A 22,562-nucleotide genomic window follows, 5' to 3' on the forward strand; every position below is an offset into this window, starting at 1 on the left:
TTATGAATGTTCAACACGCCCTAAAATTTCACAATACGATTTACAGATTAGAGTCTATTATAAGCAGTCATATCTATATTTTTTCTTACGCTATCTATTGCCTTACACTAAATAAGCGTCTGCCATGTTCACTATAGACTCAATCGCCAATAAGTTTCGAATCTCCTATTTTGTATTCGCTTTATTGCTTTGCACGGCTTTCGTCAGCATTTTTATGTATGCTGAGATGCGAATTGAACAGGACTTAGTGAAAGGGCGACTTTTACAGCAGCTACAAATCAGTCAAGAAAAATATGGTGAACAGGCTGTTTATACAGCAAATCCGGGTATTAAAATTTATCGTTATGATAGTGCGCCTGAGAATTTAAAAACAATAGCCAACGGAACCGTTCAAGAAATGCGAGTAACCGTAAATAATAAAGCGGGTAAAACTGAAACTAATCTGCATTTTTTTGCTTATCCACAAAATGAGCAAAACTATATTTTGACCTACTTAGAAGGGTCTGAAATGGCGATGGAGAATTATCCTGTTTTAGCAATCTTTGAGAATCTAGAAGATATATTTGCTGATGCACTAAAAATTGCGGTCCTTTTGAGCTTACTAATCGCTGCGCTATTCTCTTATTTATCCTCTAAGCAAATCATCAAGCCTTTATTAGATCTAAAAAAAGCGGTAGAGACCGATCATCAAAATTTAACCGAATTAACCCACCTACCCTCAGAAGTTGGGGTGTTAGCACAAGCGATTGATGAGAAAAATAATAACCTTGAGCAGTATCTAAAGCGTGAGCAATTATTCACAGGCGATGTCAGCCATGAATTGCGTACCCCTTTAACCATAATAATGGGCGCATCCGAGGTATTAGCCTCCCAATTAGCGCACGACAGCTATTTAAGCGAATTTACTAACCGTATCAACACGACTGCAAAGGAGACCACTGAGATTATCAGCGCCTTATTACTACTCTCTCGTGCCCCTGAAAAACTGGATGCCCCGCAAACCTCTATTAATAGTATTGCTATAAATGAGGCGCAGCGCTTAAACTATCTACTCAAATATAAGTCAGTCACTTGTACAATAATCGCTGAACAAGTGTATTTTACAAACGTGCGTCCTGAACTGCTAAAAATGGCGCTAGGTAACCTCATTAAAAATGCCTTTCAATACACAGATGATGGCGAAGTCATCATAACTATCGATAGTGACAAAATAGTCGTTACTGATACGGGTCTTGGTATTCCTGAGAGTATGATGCCGCTGCTGTATGAGCGCTTTGAGCGTTTAGAGCATAGCAATACGGATGGCAAAACGGATGGCAAAACGGATGACAATTCGAGCACAGATAAGGCATTTAGTAATAAGGTTGAAGGGTCGGGCTTAGGACTTAGTATCGTGCAGCGTATTATGACGCATATGGATTGGGAATTAACCCATCAAGCCAATAAAACTGGGGGCAGCAGCTTTAGTATTTATTATCGTTAAGGCTATCGAACGATAAGCCCAATTATATAGCTTTAGTCAAAGCAGTAGCCGACACCTCAATAGCACAGGTGTTAGTTACTGCTTTTTGGTTTGTCCAGTATTTAGGTATTAAGCTTAGTAAAGACGCTATATCAAAAGTCTAAAACCCGCAATTGCCCTACTTAAGCAACGGTATAAATTTAATTTCAGGGTTTTATCTTAACGCTTTCTTAACGATACCAATCTTATAATGATACCTAAGTGCTAACCAGTGCCCTCCTACACTGGGATCATTACAACAAGAATTATATCGGTGATTGCACTTTTTATTTTATTCCCAAAGCTTGCCATACCCTCTAACTTTAATGACTATTAAGCAATCAACATGAGTACTCGCAAACCTACTATTCTCGATAATGAAGCCGCAGATTTTGATTATAAACTTAAAGAAACAACTGGCTCTCTACTGGTAGCTGATAGCTTTGCGAGTGAAGTTAAAGGTAAAAAGGGGCTGTCTCGTATTTTAAAAGCGACGGGCTACTCGATAGATGGTTTTAAAGCGGCTTATAAATATGAAGCGGCCTTTAGGCAAGTTATTTGGCTTAACTTTTTACTACTTATCGTTTTAATATTTATGCCTTTTGCTATCTATATAAAAATGCTGCTGTTAATAGTTTCGTTTCTATCGCTTATCGTCGAGCTATTCAATACAGGTATCGAAGCCTGCGTTGACCATACTTCTACAGAACAACATCCGCTCGCTAAAATAGCTAAAGATGTCGGTTCTGCTGCCCAGTTTTTGGCGTTATTGCTATTGTTTGTTTTATGGCTGATGGCATTATTTAACGTCTTATAGCGAATAGCACTTGAGGTTTTGCAAATTAATATATTGAAAGGTATTTCAATGGCATTGGAAAATAACTCATCTGATTGGATGTGGCTTAAGCTGCTTTGCTTAACGATCATTACAGCGTTAATCTTTGAACATAGCCAGTTTGATATTCACATCAGCGAGCTTTTTTATACTAATGGGCAATGGCTTATACAAAAGGGCGCACAGCCTTATGCTTTCATCTTTTATGATGCTCCTAAAGCATTATTGATTTTGCTAGCCCTCTACTTAATCACTGTGTTAATTATTAAATACAGACAGCCTTCGAATAATGTTTCTATCATCAAGAATAGAAGTATCAATCAATTTATGGTTCCCTTTTCAGTACGTGAAATAAGCTACCTACTGATTATTCTTATCGTCGTACCTTCTACTGTTGCCCTATTAAAGAGTGTCACTCATGTCAGTTGCCCCAATCATTTAACGCTGTTTGGTGGGGACTTACCTTATCTGAATATTTGGCAAAACATAACCGCTAAAACCGATTCCAAATGCTTCCCAGCCGCCCATGCCAGTGCAGGGTTCTCTTTATATGGCCTGGCTTTTTTACCTAGTCTACACAAATATCGCTATAGGATATTTACAGTAGTGACTGTTTTAGGCTGGACGATGGGGCTGTATAAAATGAGTTTTGGCGATCACTTTTTTAGCCATACGCTGGTATCAATGCTGCTGTCACTGACAACAACTTGTACATTTGCCAGCTTCTTATTCAAAAAAGCAACCATTTATGAAGGCAGAAACATTGAGTCTAATACTTTGATAAGTTGATAACTACATTTATTATTAACACCTATAATCACACGTCATAATACTTAAGCTATGCATAAAATATTAGATGGTTCTATTTAGGGTATACCCATAAGGAACCAATTAGGTACTTTCACTGATTCGGTTCCCTAGTGAGGACTTGAATATTCGGTTGTACGCTATTGTTATCATCACTCCTAGTTATTTATAGTAGCTCCGTGTACACAGTAGTGTCCTTTTTAACATGAAATGGCGGTATATCCATTTCATGTTAAGTCACTGTAGACCATTAAGTATAAGACGGCCTTTAAACCACCAGGCTCCTGATCAACGTTCGATGACTTAAATTAATCTGTATACCATTGTCGTTCGCCTACTTAGCACTAGCACCGATGACTTTATGACTTGAGCCAGCGTGCCATTTGTCTTATTGGGTTTGTGTTAAGCACGGCAAATTGTACGTGTTCTAGCGAAAATCAAAAAACTCATAATGAATATTTTTGGCAGGAATACCATTTTCTTTCATTAACTCTTGTACTTTTCCTAAAAGCCCTTTTGGACCGCAAAAACTAATCTGAATCTGCTTTGGATTAACTTCACTGGCGACTTGCCGAATGGTTTCAGCCATGGCATTACTACCACTTGGGTTGGCTACGAAATCTACTCCAGACTGTTCTGTCATCTCCTGCATACGCTCAACACTTGGAAAAACACGCGCAGGATCGAAGCAATATATCAGAGTGGCACGTTCAAAATGACCGATAGTTTTATCCTCTTGCCAAGAAATAAAGGGAGAGATTCCTACTCCGGCACCAATCCAGATTTCACGCTCTGCATTTGATATACGTTTAAAATTACCATGAGGCGCATAAATATCAGCCAACATACCCACTTTGGCTTGTTCATTTAGCTTTTTTGTATAATCACCCAATGCTCGAATCACAAAATGGATGTGTCCAGTATCAGAAGGTGCGTTAGCTATGGTAAAAGGATGCGGCTCGTGCAAACCTGGTTCTTTAAGAGAGATAAAGGCAAATTGACCAGCCTTAAATTGAAACCCTTTACGGACTGGCTCAAACTCCAAGTGTACCGCCGCTTTGCCCTGGGATATAGCGACTAACTTATACTCTCCGGCTTTGGCAATGAATGGGTACAATATCATCTTGTACAATGCTGCAATCACGCCTACAGAACAAAGTAGTGCTAACCAAATACCTGCTGGACTAGTCAGTGTGATGGGAGACTCAAAGCTCAGCCAATGTAGTATAACGATTAAAAAAAGTGGGCCTGAGAACTTATGCAACCAACGCCAGTTGCCATACGGGATTTTGCGATTCAGCGCCAGTAGTATAATCAGACCTAACGCGACAAGGCTGAGTTGACGCATCAAACGCGTCCAATATTTGGACAACTCCAAAATGGGCGCAAGATCCCAAGCGTCTAGCTTGGCTTTGAAGACAAAATGATAGACAGCGAAAATAAGTGCCCATATAGCAATCCACTTATGCGCTTCATAAACCCTGTCCAGACCGCCAAAGAGCCTTTCAATACCGTGCCAACGGCTAGCGAGTATGCATGAGCTTGCCATGCACGCTAAAGCCGAAGCACCCATTATCAAACTGACTGTTGCTGATGTGATCCACGTTTCAGAGGAAATTTGCATGAGTACAGTGATTGAAGTGATCAGTACGACACTACCGATCACTTGCCATGACTTTAAAGCCATAAGAATCTCCCGAAAAATTATTTTATTGCCGTTAAGAAAGCTTGATTTAACAAGTAGGTATTTATTGAGAAGTATGGCTAATAATACAGCCTGATTCTTAAATAATTCTTAAGTGGTGTATATGGCACGACGTAGGCTACCGGTTCGCTGCACAATGATTTACCTGTTTTAACGTCCTAAGCTCACCTTAAGATTTGTTTGTTGTAATAGCGATAAGGCAGATGATGTGATATCTCGTCTGCTTACGATATCTTGCTGATTTTCAGTGTTTAGCAGCGGGTGTTGTCAATAAACAAACAAATGATTAAGGAGTGACAACCATGAGCCAAAAAGACATCATTAATTGGGACGACTCTTCTGCACATGTACCGAACATGCCTAAAGCGAGGCAAGTAAAAGTTTGGGACCTATTAGTAAGAGTGACTCATTGGACAGTCGCAGCTGGTATTATTGCTAATCTGTTTTTTACCGAAGATGGTGGTGAGTGGCATGAGTATGTCGGCTATACCGTTTTGGGACTGGTGGTCATACGTTTACTTTGGGGTCTGGTTGGCACGCGCTATGCACGCTTTACTGGCTTTTTCCCCACACCAAAACGACTCAAACGGCATGTATCAGATTTAAGCGTTCGACGCGTTGATGAGCAGAATCTTGGTCATAACCCCTTGGCCGCACTGATGATGTTATCGTTATGGGCTGTGACTATAGGGTTAGGACTAACCGGTTATCTGATGGAAGCAGGGCTGTTTGGTGATAAAGAGGTGCTTGAAGAGATTCATGAGTTATTAGCAAACAGCTTATATCTACTGGTTCCTCTACATATCATCGCAGCGATTGCCATGAGTTACTGGCAACGCCAAAACCTCATTAAATCAATGATAACGGGCAAAAAAACGGTGACAGACAAGCCGACTACTATGAAATAAGTCAAGCGATGGAACACTTATGGCACGCATATTATTGATAGAAGACGACAGCACCATCGCTGATGGAATTGTCCTTGGCTTAAAAAGTCATGGCATGATGGTGGATTGGTTTGGTGATGCCAAGCAAGGTGAGATGGCGCTGCAAGATGGCATGTTTGATGCGGTACTGCTGGATTTGACCTTGCCAAAAGGTGATGGCATGACCGTCCTAAAAAACTGGCGGGAAAAACACATAGATACGCCAGTATTGATTATCACCGCTCGCGATGCGATTGCCAATCGTGTGGCAGGACTCAATGCCGGCGCTGATGATTATTTGGTGAAGCCATTTGCATTAGATGAGGTGATTGCCCGTCTACAAGCATTGATGAGACGCAGCCAAGGTCGGTGTCAACCTGAAGTCCGTTATGGCGAAGTGGCCTATCAGCCTCAGAATCAGCAAGTCTCTTATCAAGGCAAAATGGTAGAATTAACCATCAAAGAAGTGGCAATCTTAGAGCAAATGCTGACCCACCCTAAGCAAATCCACAGCCGCGCAAGCTTAGAAGACAAGCTATATGGGTGGCAACAAGATATCGAAAGCAATGCCATTGAAGTACACATTCATCATTTACGTAAAAAACTGGGCAATGATTTTATCTTGACCAAACGCGGTATTGGCTACTATCTCAATCCAGTCCATAACCACCATTAACCACCGTTAGGCATTCAACGGTCTGTTTTTGGTGCCTCCACTTTGTCTGCTACTTGGTGAGCCTATGAAAAGTATTCAGCAACGGCTATTAACATCGCTACTGATTGGTTTACCTTTGCTGTGGGTGCTTACCTCAAGCTTTATTGCGTGGAAGCTTTGGCACGAAATCAATGAGATGAATGACACCCAAATCACTCAAGTTGCCCGTTATTTAATAGGGGTCGCCCCCAAAGAAGAGGACGATAAAGACCATCATAGGCAAAGGGATGATAACAAAAAGCACACGCCCAAAATCTATGCGTTAAAAAGTAAGCAGCTATCAGGTGATCTTGGTGAGGCTGAGGATGACTATATGGGCTTTGCCATTTGGGATAAAAAAGGCCGTCTATTAATGGCTGATGAAAATGGTCAATCATTTGCTTTTTTGCCAGACCAGCATGGGTTTTTAGAAGAGCATGATTCTGCCTATCAGCGCCTCAACCCTTTTAGTAAGCGCTGGCGTTTATTTTACGTCCATGATGATCATGACTATGAAGGTCGGGTCATTGCCGTCGGACAGAACCTCAAATCTCGCCGAGAGATGATTACTGATGCCATGTCCGTGCAAGTGCTGCCGATGTTGATTGGGCTATTTGCATTTATGGGTTTGGTGGTGTGGCTGATCCGGCGGGGGTTTATGCCGTTAACTCAGATTAGTAGTGCGCTTGAACAGCGTCAACCGCAAGATGATAGCCCCATCACAGCGGACGTGCCCAAAGAGATCCAACCGTTAGTGAGCGCCTTAAATGTCTTGTTTGTAAAAGTCGCGGATACCCTAGCACGTGAGCAGCGCTTTACCGCCGATGCCTCACATGAGCTTAGAAGCCCGCTTGCGGCGTTAAAGCTACAAGCTGATTTGTTACAGCAGCAGATATTGCAGTTATCTGGCGTAGAAGACGATAATCAGCTGTTCTATCATGCCCAAAACATTAGCAATGGCATTGAGCGGGCCACTCATTTGGTCGATCAACTGCTGATTTTAGCCAAAATAGAACCGCAACAACAATTACCTCCTGAGCAATTAGAAAGTCCGGATTGGTTGATGCTAACGGATATTGTACTCAGTGATGTCAATCGGCTGGCTCGTGAAAAGCACATGCAATTAAAACGCACTGTGAACTGTGACAATCCTGCTGATATTCTACCCATCCTTATCAATCCAATTTTATTCAAACTGCTCATCCGTAACCTGTTGGACAATGCCATTCGCTATTGTCCCGAGGGCGCTTTGATTGAACTTCAGCTCGACACCAATGCTATTAGAGTGGTCGATAATGGCAGTGGCGTCGAGCCAGAACAACTGACGCGCTTAAGCGAGCGCTTTTATCGCCCAGCAGGTCAAAGCCAATTAGGTAGCGGTCTTGGGCTATCCATTGCCAATCGAATAGCAGAGCTGCACGGTCTGACGTTAGAGTTTGCTAACCGCTCTCAACCAGAAACTGGCTTTATCGTCACGATAAGACATAAAAAAGCGATATCAAGCATCTGATAAAACGATAAAAATTAATCGGCGTGGGCTTAAGGTTGAGTTAATATTTACCCCGTATGCTAGTTGTATTCCCTAATAATATAGACGGAGTACAATCTTATGAGCCTACCTCTATTAAAACCCTTATTATTGACTGTTGGTGCAACCTCATTAGTGTTTTTTGGTGGCGTTATCGCCTTATCTGTCCAGTCGCCCAGCGCTGATGACGCACTATCAGCTGCGAATGCCATGAGTCAAAATACTGACATTACCTCTATATCCTCTGATTTATCGTCCTTTAAAGCCGTGGCAAACCCTCTCACGCAATCCCCATTTGCCAATCCATCACCTCTGGCGGCACTCACAGCCACGCAAGCAACTGCGCTTGCGCAGCAAGACGCGCCCAATTCAGTATTGCAGGCTTCACCCGAGCTCGTCAATTATAACGGCACCGTCGCTTATGAGGTGCTATTAGACAGCGGCGCTACTTATATTGATGCCAGTGTCGGCACTGTACTGAATCCGGTTGCGACCAATGACTATCGTGCTGAGAGATTTGACGATGACGATTATGAAGATAAGCACCACGATGATGATAAACGTAAAGAGGATAAACATCGCAAAGCACACGATAAAAAATACTATAAAGAGAATGATCGCCTAATCGCCATGAGCTATCAGCAACATGATGAGGAGGAATACGATGACTAATACCAAATCACATTCGACACCAGCCGTCAAAAAAATGGCTAAAAAAGCAGATCCTTTTGCCGCTCTTAAAAGCAGCATTATGATGGTCTCGATTGCAGGTACTATGGCAGGATGGCTGGTACTACTCAATCAAGAACAAAAAACTGCCCCTGTGAGCACTGCCATTATAAGCACTGCTGTTGCTGAGTCTGATGAAAGGGCAGTCACGCCAACGCCCATCGCTGATATCAATCAATTGCGACAGGTCAATGCAGTCGCACCTGTTGAGGTAATAAGGGTTGTCGCTCGTACGCGATCTTCTCAATAAATAAGAAAAACCACAGATTATTTAGTTTGAATGTTTAGTCAAGGGAGGGCTTTGAATGCACACAAATATGTCCAATCAAACAACACCGCAACTGGCAACGATTAAACTGTTTGCCATGGGTTGTCACATTCAAATTAGCTTAAATACCACAAGACTGAGCGCGCAACCTTCACAAATGAGAATAGACCAACAAGTCGCTTTTTTGACAAACGATATTCAGCAGCGCTTAGCTGACTGGGAACATATCTTCAGTCGTTTTGATGACAGCAGTGAGCTTATGAGACTGAATAACCGTGGCGACCAATGGTCTGAGGTGAGTTCAGAATTATTTGAGGTGTTGCAGCGTGCCATTCACTTTGTCTCAAAGACTCAAGGCTTAGTAACACCAACGTTATTGCACCCTCTATGGGACGCAGGCTATAAGCATTCATTTGAGACCTTGCCCAAAATGTCTGTGCCATCATTACCTGTTACTAGCGTAAGCACCCCTACAAACGTGCAAGACACGACAAGTGCTAACCATGCCAATCAGCAGATAGAAGGTATTCAGCTTCGCCAGTTAGCTGACAGACAACATCAAGTATATCTGCCAGCTGGCATGGCACTGGATTTGAATGGATATGTCAAAGGGTGGTGCGCCATGCAGTTGGCGGAAAATATTAGCCGAGTTCATGACTGGCATATTCCCTGCTTAGTCGATATGGGTGGGGATATCGCGATTGGTGTTCCAAAAAACCCAACAGATAAACCGGTGTCTTGGGGAGTGGCTGTTGCCAAGCCGTATTTTGCCAATAGTGAGCACGTTCACAATGATGAAGATGTGGCGATCCTCAAGCTCAGCTCTGGGGCTGTCGCCACATCTGGGCAAGATTATCGTCGCTGGTTGCACGACGGCCGCTGGCAACATCATTTGATCCATCCGCATGACTTGCGTCCAGTAACAAGTGACGTCCTAACTGCAACGGTACTGGCGAAAGATGCGATGACGGCGGAGGTATACGCCAAATACTGCGTGCTTCTTGGTGTTAAAGCAGCCGTGGCGTGGCTCAACAAACACCATATTGCGGCGTTGTTAATAGATAGGGATAACAAAGTGATGGTGACTTCTGCCATGCGTCCAAACCTGCTTGCTAGTTAATTTATCACGCGACATGCGCTAGATATCAATACATTAAGTAAAGCCATTCATAGGAGCATAGTCATGCATACAGACCATCCTACCAGCAGTCATACTGCTTCCAATACTAATGTTCTCACTCAGGCTCTATGGGTTGGCTTAACGTTAAGCATTGCTATCGGAGTTGGTGGTTATGCGTCGTTAACTTGGGGAGAGACGGTATCTCAGCTACTGACCAGCACAGATAAACACTTTTGGTATTTATCACGGGCAAGCGGTGTTATCGCTTATACGTTATTTTGGTTGGCAGTCATTTTTGGCTTGTTGTTAAGCACTCGTTTAGGCAAGCGCTTTAATGCAGCGCGGGTATTTGTCTTACATCAGTATCTAAGCCTGATTGCCGTAGGCTTTGCCGCGTTTCATGCTGGTATCTTATTAGCAGATAATTTCTTAAATCTGAACTTATGGCAGGTGCTAATGCCTTTTGGTTTTCAAACTGAGCGTGTGGGCGTGGCCTTGGGGCAGTTGGGGTTTTGGTTCTTATTTATCTGTGCGTTTAGTTTTTATATTAAGCAGTATATTGGTCAATCAGCATGGCGCTGGCTACACTTTTTGACCTTTATGGCGTATATGTTCATCAGTATTCATGTGTTTATGGTGGGCTCAGACAGTCGCGCGCTGCCTTTGTTATTATTTTATGCCGGCAGTCAAACAATAGTCTTTTTACTAATAACCTATCGAATAATCGCTTTAAAGCAAGCAAGGTAACTATGTGGAAATTGGTGTGTCATTATAGGCTACACTGACATATTCTAATTTATGTCTAAATCGTTTGAGGGTATCTATGCTATGCATCATTCTATTCACGACGAAGCTCATCTAAGCAATCGCAATCATTGGCTTAGGGCAGCAGTACTTGGTGCCAATGATGGACTGATTTCAACCGCGAGTCTATTAGTCGGTGTCGCTGCAGCAAGTGCAAATAGTCAAACACTGCTATTGACAGGGATGGCCGCGTTAACCGCAGGTGCTCTATCGATGGCAGCTGGTGAGTATATTTCAGTATCGTCTCAAGCTGATACCGAAAAAGCGGATCTGGATAAAGAGTTGCATGAACTGACTCATAATGCTGAGCGCGAGCTATTTGAGCTCACCAAAATTTATGAGAAACGTGGACTGGATCATGTCTTAGCGCATCAAGTTGCCATAGCTTTGACTGAGCATGATGCACTAGAGGCGCATGCCCGAGATGAGATTGGTTTGACAGATCTGAGTCAAGCTAAGCCGATTCATGCGTCAGTTGCTTCTGGATTGTCATTCATTGCGGGCGCCATATTACCGATTATTGGTATTTTACTTTTGCCAGCACAAACACTGGTTTGGTCACTCGCGACTTTAACGATAGTAGGCTTAGCGCTACTTGGCATAATATCAGCGCGCTTGGGCGGTGCCCCTGTTATTCCTGCTACGTCTAGAGTTGTGATATGGGGTGTGCTCGCTATGGTCGCAACATCATTGATTGGTCGGTTGTTTGGGGTGGCAGCATTATAGGGGCCTCATAAAACTGGTCAGTAAATAAGGGTATACCCTAGCGGAACCAGCTATTTTAGCCCTTGAACCTATTAATAGACCACTTAAAACAGACTGATATAATGGAACTACTTATAACAAACTGCTGAACTAGCTTGTCTATTGCGTTACGCATCATAGAACTCTGTAATCTTTATTACAAAGCTAACTAATAGTTTGTACTAAAATCCCTAAAATAATTACGGATTATTTTTTAAGCAATTGAATTTATTGAAATTAATATATGTAACATGTAAGAATAGCGGACTCATTCGATTTAATATGTAATGTATATGGATGCTTTACATATTGTAGAATCTAAGACTTGAAAAGTATAGGAACTCTACGATCAATCATGTATAGAGTCTAAATCTTCTCATTAATGGTGCAGTTCATTATATATTTGGCTCAATATAGCTTGAATACAAGAAAACTGAATGAAGTCCCTGTAAATAGTAGGGTAAAAAGTTTTAGTCCATACCTTATTTATAGAGTATCGACTATATCGAAGGTGCCAATATCGTTAATATCTATAACATGTAAAAATATCGGACTAACTATGAATATTCGCCATATTACTGACTCATCTCATCATGAGCTACTCTAATCATTAATTAAATCTAATTGCGATGGGACTACTGCTCACTAATGTGAGGATTTGTCCAGTCGTAGTAGCTTGATGATTTTACTTTTAATACTAAAGCTTATAGGTGTCTCAGTTAAGAATCCTAACAGTTTAAATGAAGGTTGTTGCACTTAGGATATGTTACACATTAAGGTTCATGAACAATTTATTTTTCTCTGAACTATAGGGTATTGTTTTTACTACACAATTACCTATTCTAACTCGTGAACCTAACTTTAGGTACGCATAACTCAAATGATGGCTGTGTGGTGTTGAGTTCATGATATCTGTTTAATGCCTTCTAGCTCAATAGCAACACATAGTCTACAACTTATTATTCGGTTCTTACTTTGACCTACTTCACTATCTATTATAGTTAAACAGTTCTTACGATCTGCCTGGGGTTTTTGTACGCCTAAATATTTTTGGACTATAGTGTATTTTTGATTTAGCTCAATGTACTATTAATACCAATAATGCGTTCAAATCTTGCCAGTACACCAACTTGCTATTCGGTGATTCCCACATGCTTTGTATTGAAGTATTATCAAAGCAATTGTCATGTTCTGATCTTTATCTTTATCTTTAGCTTTAGCCTCTAAAATTATTGACCCCTATAGTCAAATCTATATAAACAAACTTGATATATTTTAGTTAGGCAGCCTGACGATAGAAACTCACCCACATCTGCATCCGTAATCTAGAGCTCAAAGGAACTACTAAAAACTGACTTATTCCATCTATTATCATTTGTCATAACGTTTCTTATAAAGATAAAGATTAGTTCCTCATACAGACATTCAGCTACTAGTATAGCTGAATGTCTACATTAGTTAACCCTACACTTCTTCAACCTTCCTAAGTTGATTAGAGTAAAGTAATGTATTTAGGTATCTGAATGTACTTCTCTAGCAATCATCCCGTATTGCGCAAACCTGCTGCTAAAGCATTGATACTGCGTACTAAAGTATCTTCAACAGCAAGATCACCGTCATTACCAGTAGCATCTTTTTGTCTGGCACGTTTTAACAGCTCGATTTGTATATAGTTAATTGGATCTAAATAAGCATCTCGCCATTCAAGGGAAGCGGCAAGATTCTGCTGATGCGCCAATAATGAGGTCTGATTAAGCAGGGAGTTTAAACCTGAATAAGTCAGCTCATGCTCGTCAGTCACCGCTTTCATAATCTGTTCACGTAAAGTCTCATCGTCACATAATTGGCTATAGGCATGAGCAATACTCATATCAGACTTAGTAAACGCCATTTCAATATTGCTAATAAACACGTTAAAAAATGGCCAGTAGTCAATCATTTCCTTCATTAATGCTTCATCATCGATGACGCTATGCAGTGCACTGCCAACGCCATACCAAGCTGGCAGTGTAAAGCGCGCTAATGACCAACCAAATACCCAAGGAATGGCACGCAAAGTGGTTTTACTTGGTAGGCCTTTATTACGGTGCGACGGACGTGAACCAATATTTAATAAAGATATTTCTGCCACTGGCGTCGCTTGTGAGTAGAATTGATAAAAGCCTTCGGTATGGTCAGTCAGCTGACGATAATGCTGTTCACCCGCGTCTGCTAAACGCGCAAAGAGTGCTTCGTAATGTGGCAACTCAGGCGGTTGTATTACAAATTTTGAGGAGCAAGCTTTGAGCGTGCCAGTGATACCCATGGTCAGCTCAAATACCGCAGTATCAGTGTTGGCATATTTGGCATAAAGAACTTCGCCTTGTTCGGTCACTTTGATTTGCCCATGCAGTGTGCCGGCAGGTTGCGCCGCAATTGCTTTATGGGTTGAGCCTCCACCACGACTGACTGAGCCACCACGGCCATGAAACAAGCGGGTTTTGATACCATATTCCTCAGCGATACGGTTAATGGTTTGCTGCGCGCTATACAGCTGCCATGCAGAGGTGATAATACCGCCATCTTTTGATGAATCTGAATAACCCAGCATGATTTCTTGCGTGTTATCTAAGTGTTGCAGCAACCCTCGATAAAGCGGATTATCCAAGACGGCAGGTAAAATCTTATCGATATTTTTAAGGTCTTCGATGGTTTCAAACAAGGGTGCGACGGGTAAGTCAGCGGACAGTTGCCCTTCGTCATTCACTGTACATAAGCCTGCAAAGCGCATGAGTAGTAACACTTCTAATAATTGACTGGCGTTATTGGTCATTGATATGACGTAACTGCCGAAAGTATCTTGCCCGACCAGCTTACGTAAGGTTGCCACAGAGTTCATCAAAGCCAATTGTTCGCGTGTTTTATCACTCAAGTTATCGGTATAAATGAGCGGTGTACCGGGCTTTTCAAGTAAGCGCGTTAGCCATTCTTGGCGCTCAGTTTCAGTGAGCATTTGATAATCTGGCAGATTAGAGGCATTGGCAAAAATATCAGCTATCACCTCGCTATGATAAGAGGACTCTTGACGAATATCGAGCGCTGCCAAATGAAAACCACAGGTTTTGACCAAACGAATCATATCAAGTAATAAGCCTTCGCCATGTGCCGTATCGTGAGTATTGACACTTTTCCGAATGATGCGTAAATCTTCTAACAATTCTTGCGGATTGGTGTAAGCATCTTTTTCAGCCTCGCTATCACTACCTTTGCTTTGAATATGGCTATTAGTCGATTTTATTTTGGCAAGAATAATCGATAACAGTCTTCGGTACGGCTCATTGTTGTAATCGTCAGTATTGTAATCAAAGACTCGTCTGTCGAGCTCACGATAACTTTCAATTTTTGTATACACGTCAGGTTCGATAGCGACAATTGTATCGCTGTGAATCAGTTCACGACGCAATTTTTTGATCAACACTTGATAGTGACGCAAGACGGTATTGGCATGCATCAATACGGCCATTTCTGTGGTGTCATGAGTGACAAAGGGATTGCCATCTCTGTCACCACCGATCCAAGAACCAAAGCTCATGAACGCCGGTAAGGGATAGTCTGTTAGCTCAGGATAGATATCAACAATGGCGTCTTTAATATTACGGTAAACTTTGGGAATGGCGCTGAATAAACTGGCATTGAAATAATGCAGGCCATTATTGATCTCGTCATAGACTAAAGGTTTACGCGTCCGTACTTCATCAGATGAGCATAATAAATCAATGGTTTGCGCCGTTTGTTCTTTCGCTTGCTCATAGGCGAAACTGTTTTCAGGAAGATTATTCAAAGCATCGCTATGCTTGAATAAACTCTGCAATAGATTCATCGTCGTACGGCGACGCGCTTCAGTCGGATGGGCGGTGAATACTGGGATAAATTTTAGTTGCTCAATCAGCTCTTGCATTTGGGCGGGTTCAATATTGCGCTCACGACATTCAAGCAGCGTACGCCGAAACGAGCCTTCCCAGCTATGTTCCGATTGCATACGCAAGGCTTGACGTTGTTCTCGTAAGTAATTTTCTTCACTGAGATTGGCTAAGAAGAAATAGATAGAAAAGCTGCGGATGACATTTTTTAAGGTTTGGTTGTCTAACGAGGCAATAAAGTCGATGAGTTGTTGCTGGTTCGCTGCGTTAGGCGCCCGGCGTTGCTGGATAAAACCTTGGCGTAGGGTTTCAATCGTGTTGAGTGTTTGTTCGCCCGTTTGCCGAGAAATCGCCTCTCCTAGAAATGAGCCTAATAAGCTGATGCGTTCACGTAGTACGTCGTTATCAATAGTCATCCTTGATCTCCTGATCAAATTCATTCAAATATAGTCGTGCGGTCTTAAATGTAGGTTTTCTATGGTGTAAGCCATTTAACCTGTTTATGTGGATCTCGAAGCTCTCGCTTCTCATCAGCCAAGACGTTGTCAGCTTTATGTATTAATCATTTATTTTTTGGTGATACTGGGTCAGCCATTCCTGTAATGGTATATCTGTCTATCCCTAGTCAGCCAACAATATTATGAGTTTCATTATTACGATTGATGACTAAACTAACGGCTTCAAGTTTAATTCTCCAGCTTTACTAAACAGTCAGAATTAATATCAGCAATCGTTTTGGCACCAGTCAAGGTCATTGCGACGCGTATTTCTTTATCTAGCAGTTCTAACAAATTGCTTACCCCTGCACCGCCATCCGCTGCTAAAGCATAAATAAAAGCGCGCCCTAGCATGCAAATATCAGCGCCCAAAGCCAACATACGCACAATATCTAAGCCATTACGTATACCAGAGTCGGCTAAAATTTTAATCTCTCCTTTAACTGCATCGGCAATAGGAGGCAGAGCACGTGCACTGGATAAAACACCGTCCAGCTGTCGCCCACCATGATTCGATACGACTATGCCGTCGGCTCCAAAACGCACCGCATCTTTGGCATCTTCTGGGTCCAAAATACCTTTGATGACCATAGGCCCATCCCAGTACTCGCGAATCCAATCTAAATCTTTCCAAGAAATAGAGGGGTCAAAGTTATTACCTAGCCAGCCTATATAGTCTTCCAATCCTGTTGGCTTACCTAAATAAGTAGAGATATTGCCCAGATCGTGCGGACGGCCATTTAGCCCTACATCCCATGCCCATTGCGGATGCGTCATAGACTGTAAGTAACGGCGCATAGCAGCATTTTTACCGCTCATACCAGAGTGCATATCTCGGTAGCGTGCCCCTGGTACTGGCATATCTACCGTAAAAACCAAGGTCGAACACCCCGCCGCTTTGGCACGCTCCAAGGCATTTTTCATAAAACCTCGGTCCTTTAATACATAAAGCTGAAACCACATCGGACGGTTAATTTTAGGCGCTACTTCTTCAATCGGACAAACCGAAACTGTCGACATGGTAAACGGAATGCCTTTTTGATCGGCTGCCATAGCGGCCTGCACTTCTCCGCGGCGGGCATACATACCTGTCAGACCCACGGGTGACAACGCGACAGGCATAGACAGAGTTTCATTAAATAACTGCGTCTCGAGACTAAGCAGTGACATATCATTTAGTACACGTTGTCTAAGGGCAATTTTCGATAAATCTTCAACATTATGTTTTAAGGTATATTCCTCATAAGCACCGCCATCTATATAATGAAATAGAAATGGTGGCAGTCGGCGCTTGGCAGCAGCCCTGTAGTCGTTTGGAGATGAAATAATCATACGCTTGCCCTTATTCTGTTAAATATCTATGTAATATTTTTGAATCTCTAATTATTTATTGATTAGTGCTAAACGATGGATGCAATTGGCTTATTTTTGAAGCGGCAAGCTCAACCCACACTCACTATTACACACAGCACGAGCAGTTACGTTTGGTTTTCGACATTTTACCGATGCCGGGATTAAAGCTATTGGTTGGGTCTAGGCTTTTATAGAAATTCTGCAAATCAGGCTCTGCTTCGTATAGATGCCCTACATTATGCTCAGCAGGATATTTGGCTCCGCGTGCGCTCAATAGCTCTAACATCATCTTTTTAACAAGGTGTGCATCACTGCCCTTCTTCAAAATATAATCTTGATGAAACACATAGCAAAAGAAGTGTCCGTAATACAGCTTCATCTCTAAGTGTTTTTCAATTTCTTCAGGTAGGGTTTCAAGCCATTCTAATTCATTACGCGGTATGGCAATATCTAATGCCAATATCTCACCAACTTCTTTTTCATGTATGATTTCATAGCGTAATGCGGCACCGGCTGCCGCAAAACGATTTAAAAGCGCGCTTTCTGACTCTTCCTGGCTACATTCAAAATAGTTACCCGTGTCTGAAGCAGCAAAGAAGGTCTTCAGAAAATCCTGTGCCTCTGCTATCCCTTCATCACTCATTTTTAAGATTAGGTGATGCTCATACTGTTCACGATACTCAATCATGCGCTTCGGTAAATGCTTTGGAAATAGAGTAGCGATGAACTGCATGACTTTGTCAGTAAAATGCTTTGGCATCCATGACCACTTATGAAATTTAGCGTCAATAGCGCCTTTGATAGAAAACAATCTAGGTAAGGCATCTGTGCCGAGATGCTTAATACTTAGGAACGTGTCTTTACCGTATTTAGCGGAGACATCAAATATATCACGATGCATATACTCGCCCACTTCAGGGATATTGTCGAAGCTTGATAGTATCTGCCTTCTGAGCTGTGCAAGCTCACTCACACTGTTAGTGCCTATGTAAAAGGTTTTCTCTTTTGCCGCTATTGGATAAGTGTCAAGACGTACTGCAAACACCGCAAGCTTGCCAGCGCAGCCACTGGCTTCATACAGTCTGCGCTTGTCCGCATTAAAGCGACTGGGCGTGCTTGCATCAACGTCTTTTACTCTGGCGATGTACTCTTTGTCAGATGCGAGCTTGCCACTATCAGGTAATTCTCTTTTATCAAAATTACCATTTTGCAAATTAGTCAGTATTTCTTCTGGCGTATCACCTAGCTCTACGTCTAGATGATTAACCAATACCAGCTGTCCTTGTTCGTTTATTTGGGCAAACAACGCAAGCTCGGTATAGGCGGGCCCTCTTTTGACCAAAGCCCCACCAGAGTTATTAGATATACCGCCAATAATAGACGCGCCTAACGTCGAGGAACCGATGACGGAATGAGGCGCTCTATTGACAGCATTAAGCTGACTTTGTAGCTGATGCAATGTCGCACCAGGCAAGCTGATCACTTGCTCGTTGTCATTCACCAAATACAACTGGTTCATTGCAAGCGTATTAATCACCACAACTGGTCTATCGTAGTCATTACCGCTCGGTGTTGAGCCTTCAGTCAGACCTGTCTTAGCCGCTTGCATGATAATGATGCAGTCGCCTTCAACGCATACTTCTAGGCTACGCCAAATCTCCAGCAGTGTTTGCGGAAATAAAACGGCTAAGGCACTGCCGCCACCAGAGCGCCACCCCATTCTATAGTGCTCATTTTTCTCTGGATCAGCCTGTACATTACTAGCACCCAGTAATTGTGTTAGCTTGTCTAGTACTTGATCAGGACTAAGCATGCCTTGAGAATCGCGATTTGACGAAGATATATGATGCTCCTTATCTTGTGATTGTGTGTCATTCATCATGCTAAGGGCCCTTGAAAACCAAAAATGTAAATGGCGGCCATGACGATGATGCCACAGAACAACACATAGTATATGGTGGGTAAAATAGTACGCCTAAGTGTGGCGCCCTCCATACCAAGTAAACCCACCGTTGCTGATGCAGCCACCACGTTATGTATGGCAACCATATTACCGGCTGCGGCACCAACCGCTTGCGCCGCGATGATTAGAGAAGGTGAAATATGTAAGCTCATGGCGGCTTCATATTGGAATTGACTGAACATCATATTAGATACGGTATTAGAGCCTGCGATAAATGCACCTAAAGCACCAATGGTTGCACTAATCAATGGAAAAACATTGTCAAAAGTACCCGCAAACAACTCGGCACTGGCGACTGGCATACTCGCCACATCTGATAAGTTTACCCCTGAATTGATAAAGATTCTGACCATTGGAATCGTAAAAACCAGTACAAAACCAGCTCCTAAGACCGTTTTAGTTGATTCTTTAAAGGCACTGTTTAGAGCGCTGACGGGCTTTCTAGTTTGAAAAGCGGCGGCAACCAAAGCACTAATTAGTAACAAGCCGCCTGGTAAGTATAAAGGACTAAAACTGGCACTGATATCTGTCTCACCTAAAATCGAGGTTAAGTCTACTGCCACACTGTTAAGTAAAGACTGAAAGCCTGTAAATACTCTTGAAAACACCAGTAAAAGGGCAACCAATAAATAAGGGAACCACGCCATAAGGGTGGACATCTTCTTATCACTCAAGGTCAGCGTAATATCTTCTTTACTGACCACTAACTTACCAAGCCATTCACTCGGCCAGTTTTTTTGCGGTTCAAAATCCCATGTGGTTTTTGGTACCAAAAACCCTCTTTTAGCAGCATTAACAACGACAGTAATACTGACCAAGCCACCGACCAGTGACGGAAACTCTGGCCCTAAAAAAACACCGGTTATCATATAAGGGATTGTAAATGCCAAGCCTGCAAAAATCGCAAACGGCCAAATAGCGAAGCCTTCTTTCCAGCTTTTATTCTTACCAAAAAAGCGGGTGAGCATCATCACCATAAACAGGGGCATAAACGTACCAATGACACCGTGAATAATGGCGACTTGACTGGTAATCAGTTGTAAAAATTCGCCCCACTGTACTCCTTCTTGTGCCAGTTGAGCGCTAATGGCAGCTTTATCTAACCCATCATTTACCCCTATCACAATAGGCGTACCGACCGCACCAAATGATACAGGTGTACTTTGTATCATCATTCCCATCAACACTGCACCCAGCGCCGGAAATCCTACTGCCACCAGCAAAGGCGCTGCAATAGCGGCAGCTGTACCAAAACCAGAGGCACCCTCAAGAAAGCAGCCAAAGCACCATGCAATAATAATGGCTTGCACACGCCTATCTGGCGATACATTGGTAAACCCAGCACGGATAACGGCGATTGCACCAGTATGTTTTAATGTATTCAACAAAAAAATAGCACCAAAGACTATCCACAATACCGAAACCGTAATGACCAAACCCTGAATAATAGATGATGACACTCGGTTAAGCGTCATATCCCATATAAAAATGGCAAGCGCAGCGGTAACCACTAAAATTATTGGCATTGTTTTTTTAGCTGACCATTGCAAACCTATCAGAAAAATACCACAGAGAACGATTGGCAGTAATGCCAAAAGCCCATATATTGTTTGATTCAAAATTACATCCTTTTGATTGTGTGATCTTCCTTGAACCAAGTCATCGAAGCCTTTATTTTGACGAATTCATGATGACTAAGTTGTATTAAATATTCACAAATAGGGACTGCTTATTTACTAAAGCTGTCTTGTAGACAAAGCCGAGCACGACTTGCGACAGTTTATGTCCCAATGTCAAAAACACCCTGAAATAGTCTACGCCTTGTTAATTCATTGATATATTGCATCAATGGACAATGTTATTTTCCTTTTTTGATATAATCAGAAACACATTACTGCAATTGGAGAATAAGTGTGACCAAAGCTGACGATATGATTTTATTCGTTCAAGTTGTTGAAGAAGGGTCATTTTCTAGAGTCGCTGAAAAATTATCATTGACGAACTCAGTAGTGAGCAAGCGCATTGCAAGATTAGAAGAGAACTTAAATACTCAACTCATTTATAGAACCACTAGAAAGTTGAGCTTAACCGATGCCGGCAGGACGCTTTACGACAAAGCTAAAATTGCTAAACATGCCTTTCAGGAAGCTGAAGATGCAGTAACGGGTTACAGCGAGGATATGAAAGGCACCATACGAATAACCCTGCCTGTGGTCTCTGCAAATTTGATATTGAGCGAATCTATTGCTGAATTCTGTAAACAACATCCTGAAATATCGGTGGATTTACAAATTACCAATCGCTTGGTTGACTTGATAGAAGAAGGTTTTGATTTGGCAATAAGGACCGCTGAGCTTGAAGACTCATCGCTCATTGCAAGACGTCTTATAGATAGCCGATGGGTGATATGTGCGACGCCAGACTATTTAAAGCGATATGGTACGCCTCAAACCCCTGAAGAATTAGACAATCATGAGTGCATAATCTATAAGTTAGATAATACCTCTAACAACATATGGCCAGTATGTATAGACGGCACAGAGCAATTAATGCCTGTCCATGGTAGGTTTCATAGCAATCATCTTAGTGCGATTAAACAAGCCACGCTCAGCGATTTAGGCATTGCTTTTTTGCCCCAAGCGTTGGTCCATGAGGAGATACAACAACATACACTTACTCAGATTTTGCAACGGTTTACACGAAAGGAACTGGGCATGTATGCAGTATATCCTAAGGCCAGGCAACCAGATCAAAAGTTAAAACTGCTCGTTGCACATTTGCTAGACTCATTACATCGGAAACAGGCTTACTACTGCTAAGTAAAAAGCCTATTTTGATGTCTATAAAAAGATGAATGAAATAAAAAAGCTAATAGAGCCTTTCCTAAAAACTGTGTAACTGCTTATAATCCACTAACCGGAGAATAAGCAATGACTACTCAATCTGACATCAAGAAACTGGCCGAGCAAATGGCTGGTAGCATGAACAGCTTCGATGACATCAAAGACTTTCAAAAGCAGCTCATGCAATCTTTTATCGATACTGCCTTGGAAGCTGAGATGGAAGACCATCTTGGCTACCCCAAGCATGAAAAGGCGGATAAACCTAATAAGCGTAACGGGCACACTAAAAAGACCGTCCGCAGTGACACAGGCGATCTTGAACTCTCCACCCCAAGAGACCGTCATG

The 22,562-nt window shown here is 42.3% G+C and carries 18 protein-coding genes; 13 read left to right on the forward strand and 5 right to left on the reverse strand.

Annotated elements, in window-relative coordinates; translation table 11 throughout:
* Positions 1 to 124: 124 nt before the first annotated feature.
* From B2P60_RS03345 to B2P60_RS03355, 3 genes are all read left to right on the forward strand, one after another.
* Complete coding sequence (locus B2P60_RS03345) at positions 125 to 1,483, forward strand: sensor histidine kinase (RefSeq protein WP_286739460.1); 1,359 nt, start codon at positions 125 to 127, stop codon at positions 1,481 to 1,483.
* 364 nt (positions 1,484 to 1,847) lie between these two features.
* A complete protein-coding gene (locus tag B2P60_RS03350; RefSeq protein ID WP_025645042.1) occupies positions 1,848 to 2,318 on the forward strand; it encodes a diacylglycerol kinase in 471 nt (156 codons plus the stop codon).
* 48 nt (positions 2,319 to 2,366) lie between these two features.
* Entirely contained in the window at positions 2,367 to 3,125 is a 759-nt protein-coding gene (locus B2P60_RS03355) for a PAP2 family lipid A phosphatase (RefSeq protein ID WP_037058916.1), read from the forward strand.
* A gap of 445 nt (positions 3,126 to 3,570) precedes the next feature.
* On the opposite strand, the gene B2P60_RS03360 is transcribed toward B2P60_RS03355, so the two are convergent.
* A complete protein-coding gene (locus B2P60_RS03360; RefSeq protein ID WP_020444588.1) occupies positions 3,571 to 4,830 on the reverse strand; it encodes a ferredoxin reductase family protein in 1,260 nt (419 codons plus the stop codon).
* A 320-nt stretch (positions 4,831 to 5,150) separates the two neighbouring features.
* On the opposite strand from B2P60_RS03360, the gene B2P60_RS03365 reads away from it, so the two are divergent.
* From B2P60_RS03365 to B2P60_RS03400, 8 genes are all read left to right on the forward strand, one after another.
* A complete protein-coding gene (locus tag B2P60_RS03365; protein ID WP_020444589.1) occupies positions 5,151 to 5,756 on the forward strand; it encodes a cytochrome b/b6 domain-containing protein in 606 nt (201 codons plus the stop codon).
* 19 nt (positions 5,757 to 5,775) lie between these two features.
* Entirely contained in the window at positions 5,776 to 6,450 is a 675-nt protein-coding gene (locus tag B2P60_RS03370; RefSeq protein ID WP_020444568.1) for a response regulator, read from the forward strand.
* Between the two features lie 64 nt (positions 6,451 to 6,514).
* Positions 6,515 to 7,978: an ATP-binding protein gene (locus B2P60_RS03375; protein WP_011959972.1), complete on the forward strand. Its 1,464-nt coding sequence runs from the start codon at positions 6,515 to 6,517 to the stop codon at positions 7,976 to 7,978.
* Between the two features lie 99 nt (positions 7,979 to 8,077).
* On the forward strand, positions 8,078 to 8,668 hold the full coding sequence (locus B2P60_RS12390; RefSeq protein ID WP_011959973.1) for a PepSY domain-containing protein: 591 nt from the start codon (positions 8,078 to 8,080) through the stop codon (positions 8,666 to 8,668).
* A complete protein-coding gene (locus B2P60_RS03385; protein ID WP_109592595.1) occupies positions 8,661 to 8,975 on the forward strand; it encodes a hypothetical protein in 315 nt (104 codons plus the stop codon). Before B2P60_RS12390 ends, B2P60_RS03385 begins: the two co-directional genes overlap by 8 nt.
* Positions 8,976 to 9,030: 55 nt before the next feature.
* Positions 9,031 to 10,113 (forward strand): FAD:protein FMN transferase, encoded by a 1,083-nt coding sequence (locus tag B2P60_RS03390; protein ID WP_011959975.1) that lies wholly within the window; start codon positions 9,031 to 9,033, stop codon positions 10,111 to 10,113.
* 63 nt (positions 10,114 to 10,176) lie between these two features.
* Complete coding sequence (locus tag B2P60_RS03395) at positions 10,177 to 10,860, forward strand: hypothetical protein (protein WP_011959976.1); 684 nt, start codon at positions 10,177 to 10,179, stop codon at positions 10,858 to 10,860.
* A gap of 81 nt (positions 10,861 to 10,941) precedes the next feature.
* On the forward strand, positions 10,942 to 11,643 hold the full coding sequence (locus B2P60_RS03400; RefSeq protein WP_011959977.1) for a VIT1/CCC1 transporter family protein: 702 nt from the start codon (positions 10,942 to 10,944) through the stop codon (positions 11,641 to 11,643).
* A 1,558-nt stretch (positions 11,644 to 13,201) separates the two neighbouring features.
* Here the strand turns inward: B2P60_RS03400 and ppc are convergent.
* The 4 genes from ppc to B2P60_RS03420 form a co-directional block, all read right to left on the reverse strand.
* Positions 13,202 to 15,976, reverse strand: coding sequence for a phosphoenolpyruvate carboxylase (gene ppc / locus B2P60_RS03405; RefSeq protein ID WP_286739472.1), 2,775 nt, complete (start codon positions 15,974 to 15,976; stop codon positions 13,202 to 13,204).
* A 270-nt stretch (positions 15,977 to 16,246) separates the two neighbouring features.
* Positions 16,247 to 17,389 (reverse strand): FMN-dependent L-lactate dehydrogenase LldD, encoded by a 1,143-nt coding sequence (gene lldD / locus B2P60_RS03410; protein WP_068408375.1) that lies wholly within the window; start codon positions 17,387 to 17,389, stop codon positions 16,247 to 16,249.
* A 127-nt stretch (positions 17,390 to 17,516) separates the two neighbouring features.
* Positions 17,517 to 19,223 carry a D-lactate dehydrogenase gene (gene dld / locus B2P60_RS03415; RefSeq protein WP_068408377.1) on the reverse strand — a complete coding sequence of 569 codons (1,707 nt, stop codon included), beginning with the start codon at positions 19,221 to 19,223 and terminating at the stop codon, positions 17,517 to 17,519.
* Positions 19,224 to 19,288: 65 nt separating this feature from the next.
* On the reverse strand, positions 19,289 to 20,992 hold the full coding sequence (locus B2P60_RS03420; RefSeq protein ID WP_286739475.1) for an L-lactate permease: 1,704 nt from the start codon (positions 20,990 to 20,992) through the stop codon (positions 19,289 to 19,291).
* Between the two features lie 294 nt (positions 20,993 to 21,286).
* Here B2P60_RS03420 and B2P60_RS03425 point away from each other — a divergent pair, with 294 nt between their 5' ends.
* Positions 21,287 to 22,192, forward strand: a complete 906-nt coding sequence (locus B2P60_RS03425; protein ID WP_286739481.1) for a LysR family transcriptional regulator — start codon at positions 21,287 to 21,289, stop codon at positions 22,190 to 22,192.
* Between the two features lie 111 nt (positions 22,193 to 22,303).
* Positions 22,304 to 22,562, forward strand: a 259-nt coding sequence (locus B2P60_RS03430) for a transposase (RefSeq protein ID WP_286739483.1), incomplete at its 3' end; no start/stop codon positions are given.

This window comes from Psychrobacter sp. UBA3068 (genome assembly GCF_002366815.1).
Classification (GTDB): domain Bacteria; phylum Pseudomonadota; class Gammaproteobacteria; order Pseudomonadales; family Moraxellaceae; genus Psychrobacter; species Psychrobacter namhaensis.

Coding starts and splice junctions, on each gene's coding strand:
- B2P60_RS03345 (WP_286739460.1), top strand. CDS start 125: ATGTTCACTATAGACTCAATCGCCAATAAGTTTCGAATCTCCTATTTT.
- B2P60_RS03350 (WP_025645042.1), top strand. CDS start 1,848: ATGAGTACTCGCAAACCTACTATTCTCGATAATGAAGCCGCAGATTTT.
- B2P60_RS03355 (WP_037058916.1), top strand. CDS start 2,367: ATGGCATTGGAAAATAACTCATCTGATTGGATGTGGCTTAAGCTGCTT.
- B2P60_RS03360 (WP_020444588.1), bottom strand. CDS start 4,830: ATGGCTTTAAAGTCATGGCAAGTGATCGGTAGTGTCGTACTGATCACT.
- B2P60_RS03365 (WP_020444589.1), top strand. CDS start 5,151: ATGAGCCAAAAAGACATCATTAATTGGGACGACTCTTCTGCACATGTA.
- B2P60_RS03370 (WP_020444568.1), top strand. CDS start 5,776: ATGGCACGCATATTATTGATAGAAGACGACAGCACCATCGCTGATGGA.
- B2P60_RS03375 (WP_011959972.1), top strand. CDS start 6,515: ATGAAAAGTATTCAGCAACGGCTATTAACATCGCTACTGATTGGTTTA.
- B2P60_RS12390 (WP_011959973.1), top strand. CDS start 8,078: ATGAGCCTACCTCTATTAAAACCCTTATTATTGACTGTTGGTGCAACC.
- B2P60_RS03385 (WP_109592595.1), top strand. CDS start 8,661: ATGACTAATACCAAATCACATTCGACACCAGCCGTCAAAAAAATGGCT.
- B2P60_RS03390 (WP_011959975.1), top strand. CDS start 9,031: ATGCACACAAATATGTCCAATCAAACAACACCGCAACTGGCAACGATT.
- B2P60_RS03395 (WP_011959976.1), top strand. CDS start 10,177: ATGCATACAGACCATCCTACCAGCAGTCATACTGCTTCCAATACTAAT.
- B2P60_RS03400 (WP_011959977.1), top strand. CDS start 10,942: ATGCATCATTCTATTCACGACGAAGCTCATCTAAGCAATCGCAATCAT.
- ppc (WP_286739472.1), bottom strand. CDS start 15,976: ATGACTATTGATAACGACGTACTACGTGAACGCATCAGCTTATTAGGC.
- lldD (WP_068408375.1), bottom strand. CDS start 17,389: ATGATTATTTCATCTCCAAACGACTACAGGGCTGCTGCCAAGCGCCGA.
- dld (WP_068408377.1), bottom strand. CDS start 19,223: ATGCTTAGTCCTGATCAAGTACTAGACAAGCTAACACAATTACTGGGT.